2 protein-coding genes are annotated in these 12,255 nt (G+C 72.0%); one reads left to right on the top strand and one right to left on the bottom strand.

Going from position 1 to position 12,255, the window contains the following annotated elements; translation table 11 throughout:
* Window positions 1-80: 80 nt before the first annotated feature.
* On the bottom strand, window positions 81-1,202 hold the full coding sequence (locus Sspor_RS13530; RefSeq protein WP_202199370.1) for a nucleotide disphospho-sugar-binding domain-containing protein: 1,122 nt from the start codon (window positions 1,200-1,202) through the stop codon (window positions 81-83).
* A 238-nt stretch (window positions 1,203-1,440) separates the two neighbouring features.
* Here Sspor_RS13530 and Sspor_RS13525 point away from each other — a divergent pair, with 238 nt between their 5' ends.
* Entirely contained in the window at window positions 1,441-12,138 is a 10,698-nt protein-coding gene (locus Sspor_RS13525) for a type I polyketide synthase (protein ID WP_444546261.1), read from the top strand.
* Window positions 12,139-12,255 lie beyond the last annotated feature (117 nt).

Here is a 12,255-nt window from a genome sequence, read left to right as displayed (position 1 = left end):
TCCCACCCATCGCCCGTACACCGCAGGGGCCGTACCCGGAAACCTCCGGGTACGGCCCCTGCGGCCTGTCCTGCGCACGCTCAGAGCGCCAGCTCCTCCAGCCTCGCCACCAGCGACACGGGAGAGGGCATCGTCCGGATCTCCTCACGCACCTCGCGCGCGACCGCCGACATCTTCTCGTCCCACAGCAGCTGTCCCAGCACCTCCGCGCCGAGGTCGTCGGCCGTGCCGAGCAGACCCGCACCCCGGTCCCGCACGGCCTCCGCGTTGATGTGACGGTCCGCTCCGTCCGGAAGGACGAGCTGCGGCACGCCCGCGTTCAGCGCCGCCAGCGTCGTCCCCGCACCACCGTGGTGGACCGCCGCGTCGCAGGTCTGCAGCAGCGCCGTCAGCGGCACCCAGCCCACAACCCGTACGTTGGAGGGCAGTTCACCCAGCGCCGTCGTGTCCACCTCGCCCAGCGCCAGCACGAACTCCGCGTCCACCTCGGCCGCCGCCGCCGCGAGCCGCTGCACCGGGCCCAGACCGTTGATGTGCACCGTGGCCGTGCCCAGTGTCACCCCGACCCGGCGGCGGCGCTTGGGCTCCTCCAGCAGCCAGTCCGGCAGCACCGCACCGCTGTTGTACGGGACCGGCCGCATCGACCAGCCGTCCCGCTCGGGCTCCACCATGCTCGGCGGCGCGATGTCGATCGTCGGCACCCGGTCCGGCACCCGGTCCACGCCGTGCCGCGCCATCGTCTCGGCGAGCATCGACACCGTCAGCTCACGCAGCTGCGTACCCCGCGCGAAACCGAAGTTGTGCTGCACGGCCGGCACGCCCAGCCGGGCCGCCGCGATCAGACCGGACACGAAGATCTGCTCGAAGACGATCAGATCGGGCCTGAAGGCGTCGGCGGTCCGAACGATGCCGTCCGCCAGGTGGTCGTTGAGGTGGGCGAAGAGCGTCAGCCCGTCGACGGGGTCGATGTCGCCCGGAGTGCGCAGGCGGGCCATCAGCTCACTGACCGTCGACTGGAGGAAGGGTTCCAGCTCGAAGCCCGGGGAGACATCCGCCACATGCAGACCTGCGTTGGCGACCTCCAGCGCGTCGCCCGCGCTGGCGACCAGTACCTCGTGGCCGGCCGCGCGCAACGCCCAGGCCAGCGGAACAGTGGGAAAAACATGGCCAATGGCCGGATACGAGACGAACAGTACGCGCAAGGAAACGCGCCCCCTTGGGTAGCTCCGTATGTTCCAGGCCGGCGGGTCGGCGATCGAATAGCGTGGCTATTCTTGCAATTACCAGCCTTGCCAGCGCATCCTGATGCAGTCGCGCACGCGGAGTCAAGATGATGGCCGCAGGCCCGGGTTAGGGGTCCGTAGGGGCTTGTTAGGGGTTTCTCCCACTTCTCGCGCATGCAAGAGTGACTCCCGGTCTTGGATTCTTTATTCGGGGGTAGTGGAGCGCGCGATGTTGAATGAGTCCGAGGATTTCACGCCCGAAATCAATGCCGCCTCCGAAGCCGATGGAACCCAGGGCGAAAGTCCTGAAGGCACGACATCGTGGCAGCAGCGCCTGACCGGCCTCACCGAGACCGAGCAGCACACCGCACTGCTGGAGTGGGTGTCCTCGCTGGCGTCCGCCGCGCTGCGGGACGCGGCCCCCAGCAGCCTCGACCCCCACCGCCCCTTCCTGGACCTGGGCTTCGACTCACTCGCCGCCGTCGACCTGCACGCCCGACTCGTCGCCGGAACCGGCCTGCGGCTGCCGGTCACCCTGGCCTTCGACCACCCCACCCCGGCGCACCTCGCCCGCCACCTGCACGCCGCGATCCTCGGACTGACCGGGCCCGCCCGGACGCCCGTCACCGCCGCGATCGGCAGCGACGAACCCATCGCCATCGTCGGCATCGGCTGTCATTTCCCCGGCGACGTACAGTCCCCCGAGGCACTGTGGGACCTCGTCGAGAACGGCACCGACGCCATTTCCGCATTTCCCACTGGGCGCGGCTGGGATCTCGACACGCTGTACGACCCGGACCCCGACCGGGCCGGTACCAGTTATGCCCGCGAGGGCGGATTCCTGCACGACGCCGACGCATTCGACGCGGCATTCTTCGGGATATCCCCGCGCGAAGCACTCGCCATGGACCCGCAGCAGCGACTCCTCCTCGAAACGTCCTGGGAGGCATTCGACCGCGCCGGAGTCGACCCCGCCGAACTGCGCGGCGGCCAGGTAGGCGTATTCGTCGGCGCCGAGACCCAGGAATACGGTCCCCGGCTCCAGGACGCCACCGACGGATTCGAGGGCTACCTCGTCACCGGAAACGCGGCCAGCGTCGCCTCCGGCCGTATCGCCTACGCCTTCGGATTCGAAGGCCCGACGGTCACCGTCGACACGGCCTGCTCCTCCTCGCTCGCCGCCCTGCACCTCGCCGTCCAGGCGCTGCGCAGCGGCGAATGCTCCCTCGCTCTCGCCGGCGGCGTGGCGGTCATGGCGAGCCCCGGCTCGTTCGTCTCCTTCAGCCGCCAGCGCGGCCTGGCCCCCGACGGCCGCTGCAAGCCGTTCGCGGCCGCCGCCGACGGCACGGCGTGGGGCGAGGGCGTCGGCATGCTGCTCGTCGAACGGCTCTCCGACGCGCGCGCGAACGGCCACCGGATCCTCGCGGTCGTCCGCGGCTCGGCCATCAACCAGGACGGCGCCAGCAACGGCCTCACCGCTCCCAGCGGCCCGTCCCAGCAGCGCGTCATCCGCCAGGCCCTCGCCAACGCCGGCCTGGCCGCCGCCGAGGTCGACGTCGTCGAGGCGCACGGCACCGGCACCCGGCTCGGCGACCCGATCGAGGCCCAGGCGCTCCTCGCCACGTACGGCCAGGAGCACACCGACGACCAGCCGCTGTGGCTCGGCTCCCTGAAGTCGAACATCGGCCACACGCAGGCCGCCGCCGGTGTCGCGGGCGTCATCAAGATGATCATGGCGATGCGGCACGGCGTCCTGCCCCGGACGCTGCACGTCGACGAGCCGACCCCGCACGTCGACTGGGAGGCAGGAGCGGTCACCCTGCTGACCGAAGCCGTGGAGTGGCCGGAGTCGGACCGCCCGCGCCGAGCGGGTGTGTCCTCTTTCGGCATGAGCGGCACCAACGCCCACGTCATCATCGAAGAGCCGGCGGCCGAGGACCGCGACGGCACGCCCCCGGCCGACGACGCCCAGGCACCCGACTCCGGCCCCAGCCCGACGCCGGACACGTCCGCCCCGGCGAAGGACGCACCCGCGGCCGCGGGTCTCCTGCCGTGGGCGCTCTCCGCCAAGACCCCTGAGGCCCTGCGCGCCCAGGCACGCCGACTGAGCACCCTGATCGCGGCGCAGCCGCACGTCACCCCCCTCGACATCGGCCACTCCCTCGCGACCACCCGAGGCCGCTTCGAGCAGCGCGCCGTCGTGCTCGGCGAGGACCGCGAGTCGCTCACGAACGCACTCGACGCCCTCGCCGCGGGCACCGACGCACCCTCCGTCGTCCAGGACGCCCCCGCACCCGGAAAGCTCGCCTTCCTCTTCACCGGCCAGGGGAGCCAGCGGCTGGGCATGGGCCGCGAACTGTACGAGACCTACCCGGTGTTCGCCGACGCCCTCGACGACGCCTGCTGGTACCTGGACGACCAGCTCGAACTCCCGCTCCTCGACGTGCTGTTCGCCGAAACGGGCAGCCCCGAGGCCGCACTCCTGCACCAGACCGCCTACACCCAGCCGGCGCTGTTCGCGGTCGAGGTCGCACTGTTCCGGCTGGTCGACAGCTGGGGACTCAAGCCCGACTTCGTGGCGGGCCACTCGATCGGCGAGATCGCGGCCGCGCACGTGGCGGGCGTGTTCTCCCTGGAGGACGCCTGCACGCTCGTCGCCGCACGCGGTCGCCTGATGCAGGCGCTGCCGGGCGGTGGCGTGATGATCGCGGTGCAGGCGTCGGAGGACGAGGTCCTGCCGCTGCTGACCGAGCGGGTGAGCATCGCCGCGATCAACGGCCCGCAGTCGGTCGTGATCGCGGGGGACGAGGACGCGGCGGTCGCGATCGCCGAGAGCTTCGAAGCCCAGGGCCGCAAGACCAAGCGGTTGACGGTCAGCCACGCGTTCCACTCGCCGCACATGGACGGCATGCTGGCGGAGTTCCTCCGCGTCGCCCAGGTGCTGGACTACGGCAGGCCCACCCTCCCTGTCGTCTCCCTCCTCACCGGCACCACCGCGACCGCCGCCGAACTGGCCACCCCCGAGTACTGGGTACGCCACGTCCGGGACGCCGTACGGTTCCTCGACGGCGTACGCACCCTCCAGCAGCGGGGCGCCCGCACCTTCCTGGAACTCGGACCGGACGCGGTGCTCACCGCCATGGCACAGGACTGCGTCGACCCGCAGGGCACCGCCTTCGCCTCCGCACTGCGCTCCGGCCGCCCGGAGACGACCACCCTGCTCAACGCCGTCGCGCGCGCCCACGTCCGGGGTGCGGAGACGGACTGGGCCGCGCTCTTCGCCGGCACCGGTGCCCGACGGGTCGAGCTTCCGACGTACGCCTTCCAGCGGCAGCGCTACTGGATGGACTCCCGCACCCCGCACGCGGAGTCCGCCGCCGCGCGCACGGTTGGCGGTTCCGACCCGGTCGACAGCGTGTTCTGGGACGCCGTCGAGCACGAGGACGTGGCCACCCTCGCCGCCGCCCTCGAACTGGACCTCGACGGCGAACAGCCGCTCAGCGAGGTCGTTCCGGCGCTGTCGGCATGGCGCCGCCGACGCCGTACGGAGTCGGAGGTGGACGGCTGGCGCTACCGGGTGTCGTGGAAGCCGTGTGCTGAGGTTTCCGGGGCGTCGAGGTTGTCGGGTTCCTGGCTGGTGGTGACGCCGGCTGAGGGCGTGGACGACTCGGTAGTGGTCGAGGGTCTGGTCGGGCGTGGTGCTGAGGTTCGCCGGGTTGTGGTTGAGGCCGGTGCGGACCGGGTTGCTCTGGCTGGGTTGCTGGCGGATGCCGGTTCTGCTGCGGGTGTGGTGTCTCTTCTCGGGCTGGATGAGTCCGAAGGACTGCTGGCGACCGTTGGTCTGGTGCAGGCCTTGGGTGATGCCGGGGTGGAGGCGCCGCTGTGGTGTGTGACGCGTGGTGCTGTGTCGGTGGGTCGTTCGGATCGGTTGGTGTCGCCGGTTCAGGCGCAGGTGTGGGGTCTTGGCCGGGTTGCCGCGCTTGAGGTTCCCGAGCGCTGGGGTGGGCTTGTTGATCTGCCTGAGGTGCTGGACGAGCGGGCCCTGTCCCGTCTGGTCGGGGTGCTTGCGGGTTCGGGTGAGGATCAGGTTGCGGTTCGCTCGTCGGGTGTGTTCGGCCGCCGTCTGGTGCGTGCGCCGCGTGCCGAGGGTGCTGCGGCGTGGGCTCCGGCGGGGACGGTCCTGGTCACTGGCGGTACGGGTGCGTTGGGTGGTCGGGTGGCGCGTTGGCTGGCGGGGGCGGGCGCTGAGCGTCTCGTTCTGACCAGCCGCCGTGGGCCGGAGGCTCCTGGTGCGGCCGAGCTGGTGGCCGAGCTGACCGGGGCGGGTGTTGAGGTTTCGGTCGTGGCTTGTGATGTGGCTGACCGTGACGCCCTGAGTGCCCTGCTCGCCGCTGAGGCGGAGTCGCTGTCGGCTGTGGTGCACACGGCCGGCGTCCTGGACGACGGCGTGCTCGATGCACTGACCCCGGACCGGATCGACGGTGTCCTGCGGGCGAAGGCGGTCTCGGCACGCAATCTGCACGAGGTCACGGCCGAGCTCGGGATCGAGCTTTCCGCCTTCGTCCTCTTCTCGTCCGTCACCGGTACCTGGGGTACCGCTGGTCAGGCCAACTACGCGGCCGCGAACGCCTTCCTGGATGCTCTGGCCGAGCAGCGTCGCGCCGACGGTCTCGCCGCTACGTCGCTCGCCTGGGGTCCGTGGGCCGAAGGCGGCATGGCCGCCGATGAGGCGCTCGAAACCCGCATGCGCCGTGGCGGAGTACCGCCCATGAGTGGTGACGCGGCTGTCAATGCCCTTCAGCGGGCGCTGAACGCGAACGACACGGTCGTCACCGTCGTGGACGTGGACTGGGAGCGGTTCGCACCCGGCTTCACCGCCGCACGGGCAACGAAACTCTTCGCCGAGCTGCCCGAGGCGCAGCGGGCGCTTGCCGCGCAGGAGGGCGACGAGGGCCAGGACGGCGGGGCTGTCCGTGGCCGGCACTCGCTCGCAGAGCGACTTGCCGGGCTGTCGGCCGCCGAGGGCGACCGGCTGCTGCTCGATCTCGTACGCAAGGAGGTCGCCGCAGTACTGGGGCACGCCGGGGTGGAGAGCGTCGGCGCGGAGCGGGCGTTCAAGGAGCTCGGCTTCGACTCGCTCACGGCCGTCGAGCTGCGCAACCGGCTCGGCGCGGCCACCGAGCTGAGGCTCCCGGCCACCCTGATCTACGACTACCCGACGTCCGCCGCCCTGGCGGGCTACCTGCGGGCCGAGTTGCTCGGTACGCAGGTCGTCGTGTCCGGCCCGGTGGCCAAGGCCGTCGACGACGATCCGATCGCGATCGTGGCGATGAGCTGCCGGTTCCCCGGTGGCGTACGGACCCCGGAAGACCTGTGGCAGCTGCTCGCGACGGGCAGCGACGCCATCGGGGAGTTTCCGGCGGACCGTGGCTGGGACGCGGAGTCACTGTTCGGGCCCCAGTCCGAGCAGGATGTCCCGTATGCGCGTGAGGGCGGGTTCCTCTACGACGCGGCGGACTTCGACCCCGCCTTCTTCGGGATCTCGCCGCGCGAGGCCCTCGCCATGGACCCGCAGCAGCGACTGCTGCTCGAAACCTCCTGGGAAGCCTTCGAGCGGGCCGGGATCGATCCCTCCTCGGTGCGCGGCAGCCAGGCCGGCGTCTTCGTCGGCACCAACGGCCAGGACTACCTCTCGCTCGTGCTGAACTCCGCTGACAGCGGCGACGGCTTCATGAGCACCGGCAACTCGGCGAGCGTCGTGTCCGGCCGGCTTTCCTACGTGTTCGGCCTGGAGGGGCCGGCGGTCACGGTCGACACGGCGTGCTCGGCGTCCCTGGTCGCCCTGCATCTCGCGGTGCAGGCGCTGCGCAACGGTGAATGCTCGCTGGCGCTCGCCGGTGGTGTGACGGTGATGTCGACGCCGGGCGCATTCGTGGAGTTCAGCCGTCAGCGCGGCCTCGCCGCGAATGGCCGTATCAAGGCGTTCGCGGCGGCCGCGGACGGTACGGGCTGGGGCGAGGGCGTCGGCATGCTGCTCGTGGAGCGGCTGTCCGACGCGCGCAGGAACGGTCACCCGGTCCTGGCCCTGGTTCGGGGTTCCGCCGTCAACCAGGACGGTGCGAGCAACGGTCTCACGGCTCCGAACGGTCCTTCCCAGCAGCGCGTCATCCGTGCCGCTCTCGCGAGCGCGGGCCTGTCGGCCGCCGACATCGACGCGGTCGAGGCACATGGGACCGGTACCAAGCTCGGTGACCCGATCGAGGCGCAGGCGCTGCTCGCCACGTACGGCCAGGACCGCCCGGCCGATCGGCCGCTGCAGCTCGGTTCCATCAAGTCGAACATCGGGCACACGCAGGCCGCGGCCGGTGTCGCGGGTCTGATGAAGATGGTGCTGGCGATGCAGCACGGCGTGCTCCCGCAGACCCTGCACGTGGACGAGCCGACCCCGCACGTCGACTGGTCGGCCGGCGACATCGCCCTGCTGACCGACGCCGTGGAGTGGCCCGAGACCGGGCGACCGCGCCGGGCGGGCGTCTCGTCGTTCGGTGTGAGCGGTACGAACGCGCACACCATCCTGGAGCAGGCACCGCCGCTCCCGGAGTCGGACGAGGCCGACGTCGATACTCCTGCGACCGGGCCCGCCGTCTCGGCGTGGACCCTCGCGGGCAGGACCGAGCCTGCCCTGCGTGAGCAGGCGGAACGGCTGCTCGCACACGTCGACACCCACTCCGAGTTGCGGCCGGTGGATGTCGGCCACTCGCTCGCGACCGGCCGGGCGGCGCTCGACCACCGTGCCGTGCTCGTGGCGGGGGATCGGGAGGAGTTCCGGCACGCGCTCACGGCGCTGGCGTCGGGAGAGTCCACCGCGCATGCGGTACGGGGCATCGCACGTCCGGACCAGCAGATGGCGTTCCTGTTCACGGGGCAGGGGAGCCAGCGGCTGGGGATGGGCCGTGAGCTGTACGAGGCGTATCCGGTGTTCGCCGATGCGCTGGACGCGGTGTCGGCCCGGCTGGATCTCGAAGTGCCGCTGAAGGATGTGCTGTTCGGTACGGATGCGGGCCTCCTGGACGAGACCGCGTACACGCAGCCGGCGTTGTTCGCGGTTGAGGTGGCGCTCTTCCGGCTCGTGGAGAGCTGGGGTCTGAAGCCGGACTTCCTGGCGGGGCATTCGATCGGTGAGATCGCCGCCGCGCATGTCGCCGGGGTGTTCTCGCTCCAGGACGCGTGCGAGCTGGTCGCCGCTCGCGGGCGGTTGATGCAGGCACTGCCGGCCGGTGGCGTGATGATCGCGGTGCAGGCGTCGGAGGACGAGGTCCTGCCGCTGCTGACCGAGCGCGTGAGCATCGCCGCGATCAACGGGCCCAAGTCGGTCGTGATCGCGGGCGACGAGGCCGACGCGGTCGCGATCGCCGGGTCCTTCACCGGGCGTAAGACGAAGCGGCTCACGGTCAGTCACGCGTTCCACTCGCCGCACATGGACGGCATGCTCGCCGACTTCCGCAAGGTCGCCGAGGGCCTGTCGTACGGGAGCCCGCGCATTCCGGTCGTCTCGAACCTCACCGGCGCCCTCGTCAGCGACGAGATGGGCTCGGCCGACTTCTGGGTCCGGCACGTCCGCGAGGCCGTTCGCTTCCTCGACGGGATTCGGACGCTGGAGGCCGCCGGGGTCACGTCCTACATCGAGCTCGGCCCCGACGGCATCCTCTCCGCTCTCGCCCAGGACTGCGTCACCAGCGAGGACGGCCCCGTCTTCGTGCCCGCCCTGCGCAAGGGGCGGCCCGAGGCCGAGGCCGTCACCACCGCCCTCGCCACGGCCTACACCCACGGCATCGCCGTCGACTGGCGGGCGTACCACTCCGGTACCGGCGCCCGGCGCGTCGACCTCCCCACCTACGCCTTCCAGCGTGAGCGTTACTGGGTGGACTCCTTCGCCGAGTTCGAGGACGTCACCTCGGTCGGGATCGGATCGGCCGGCCATCCGTTGCTGGGTGCGGCGGTCGAGCTGCCGGACTCGGACGGGTTCCTGTTCACCGGGCGGCTCTCCCTCCGCACGCACCCCTGGCTCGCCGATCACGTGGTGGCGGACACCGTCGTGGTGCCCGGCGCGGCCTTCGTCGAGCTGGCCGTGCGCGCAGGGGACGAGGTCGGCTGCGAGGAAGTGGAGGAGCTGACCCTGGAAGCACCGCTCGTACTGCCCGAGACGGGGGCCGTACAGCTACGGCTCACCGTGAGCGGGGCGGACGACCACGGGCGCCGTTCCGTGCAGGTGCACAGCCGCGTCGAAGCGGCAGACGGGGGCGGGGCGTGGTCCCGTAACGCCACGGGTCTCCTCGGGGGTGGCAGTGGCAGCGGTGGCAGTGCCGGTGAAGCCGGTACGGGCACCGGCGAGTGGCCGCCCACCGGGGCCGATGAGGTGTCCGTGGACGCGGTACGCGAACGGCTGACGGGCGCAGGGCTCTACCACGGGCCGGCCTTCCGGACGCTGACCCAGGTGTGGGTGCGCGGCGAGGAGGTGTTCGCGGAGGCGCGGCTCAGCGACGAACTGCAGTCGACCGCAGGACGGTTCGCCCTGCACCCGGCTCTGCTCGACGTGGCCTCGCAGGCACTGGCGGCCGTCGACCCCGGCGTCGGTGGTGCGGGACGGATGCCCCTCGCCTGGCGCGGGGTGCGACTGCACGCGGTCGGAGCGGACGCACTGCGCCTGCGGATCACGGCGGGCGGCGAGGACGCCGTCTCCGTCGCTCTTGCCGACGCGCAGGGCGTGCCGGTCGCAACGGTCGGGGCGCTGGTCACGGAAGCGGTCGACGTCGAGCGGTTCGCGGCGGCCCCGGACGGAAGCCACGAGTCGCTGTTCCGCCTCGACTGGGTGCGGACGACGGCTCCGGGGCGGCCGATCCCCGCGGACTTCGCGGTGCTCGGTACCCCCGGCAGCGGCACCCGCGGCACCGGTGTCACCAGTGGCACCGACAGCGATGAGGGTCTCCTCGTCGGCGCGTTGCAGCGTGCGGGTCTGACCGCCGAGGCGTACGACGATCTCGCGGCGCTCGACGCGGCCGTCGCGGCCGGGCGGGCGATGCCCGAGACGGTGGTGGTGCCGTTCGGCGCGGCCCCGGACCCGGTGGCTTCCGCCGACTCGGCGGAGGAGGTCGCGCGGCTCACTCAGGCGGTGCGCGAGGCGACGCACCGGGCGCTCGCGACAGTACAGAGCTGGCTGGACAACGGCCGGTTCGCCGGCGCACGTCTGGTCGTCGTCACCCGCGGCGCGGTGGCCACGGGCGGGGACACCGAGGTCGACGACCTCGCCCACGCCCCGGTGTGGGGTCTCCTGCGCGCCGCGCAGACCGAGCACCCGGACCGGTTCGTCCTCGTCGACCTCGACGGGGCGGACGCCTCCTACCGGGCCCTGCCGGGCGCCGTCGCATGCCACGAGCCCGAAGTGGCCGTGCGCGAAGGGGTGTCGTACGCACCACGCCTGGTCAGGGTCGGTGCGGAGGAGGCCGCGGGCGACAACGGCACCGGCGGTCGCCGGATCGACCCGCAGGGCACGGTCCTGATCACCGGGGCGAGTGGCGGACTCGCCGGGCTCTTCGCCCGGCACCTGGTGACGGAGCACGGCGTACGCCACCTGCTGCTCACCAGCCGCCGGGGCGCCGAAGCCGACAGCGCCGCCGAACTCACGGCACAGCTCGCCGCGTTGGGTGCGCAGGTCACCTGGGCGGCATGTGACGTGGCCGACCGGGACGCGCTGGCCGCGCTCCTCGCTTCCGTACCGGCCGAACGCCCGCTGACGGCCGTCGTGCACACCGCGGCCGTCCTGGACGACGGCGTCGTGGACCTGCTCACGCCCGAGCGCGTGGACCGGGTACTGCGGCCCAAGGCCGAGGCGGCGCTCCACCTCCACGAGCTGACCCGGGACCTCGATCTGTCGGCGTTCGTCCTCTTCTCCGCCGCCGCCGGTACGCTCGGTGGCGCGGGGCAGGCCAACTACGCTGCGGCGAACGTCTTCCTCGACGCCCTGGCCCGGCACCGCACGGCCCGCGGGCTCACCGCGCTGTCCCTGGTCTGGGGCATGTGGGCCGAGGAACGGGGCATGGCCGGCCGGCTGACGGAGGCGGAACTGGGCCGGGCGGGACGCGGCGGTGTCACACCGCTCCCGGCGACGGAAGGGCTCGCCCTCTTCGACGCGGCCCTCGCGGCGGACGAGGCCGTGCTCGTACCGGTCGGGATCGACATCCCGACGCTGCGGGCCCGAGCAGCGGACGGCGGGATCCTGCCGATGTTCCGCGGACTGGTGCGGACTCCGGTGCGCAGGTCGGCGCAGAGCGCCGGCGGTGCGGCGGACGCCGTGCCCACGGACGGTACCGGGGAGCGGACGCTCGCCCAGCGGCTGGCCGAGCTGTCCCCCGCCGAGCGGGAGCGGACCGTACTGGACCTGGTACGCGGCCAGGTGGCCGCCGTACTCGGGTACAGGTCGGCCGAGCACATCGGCGGCGAGCAGGCCTTCAAGGAGCTCGGCTTCGACTCGCTGACCGCGGTCGAGCTGCGCAACCGGCTCGGGGCGGCCGGCGGTCTGCGGCTGCCGGCCACGCTGATCTACGACTACCCGAACCCGGCCGCGCTCGCCCAGCACCTGCTGAGCGAGGTGGCCCCGGAAACGGCGGAGCGCAAGCTCTCCGTGCTGGAGGAACTCGACCGGCTGGAGAGCACCTTCTCCTCGCTGGCTCCGGCGGAGCTGTCCGCGGCCGCCGGTGACGAGGCGGCCCACGCGCGGGTCGCGGTACGCCTTCAGACCCTGCTGGCCCAGTGGAACGACGCCCGTCAGGTGGAGGGCGAGACCGGGGCCAACGAGATCGAAGAGGCGAGCGACGACGAGCTGTTCGCTCTCATCGACAAGAAGTTCGGCCAGGGCTGAACCTCACCCACAGGGTGCGCCGCCGGGACCGTCCCCGGCGGTGCGCCCACCCCTTGAACGAGACCCGAGACATTCCGAGTACGTGCGAACACCTCCACGATCTCGACCACGCGAATA

This window comes from Streptomyces spororaveus, from assembly GCF_016755875.1.
In the GTDB taxonomy this organism is placed as follows: domain Bacteria; phylum Actinomycetota; class Actinomycetes; order Streptomycetales; family Streptomycetaceae; genus Streptomyces; species Streptomyces spororaveus.
Note: the sequence above shows the minus strand (reverse complement) of the source record. Positions and strands in the feature narration are given on the sequence as shown.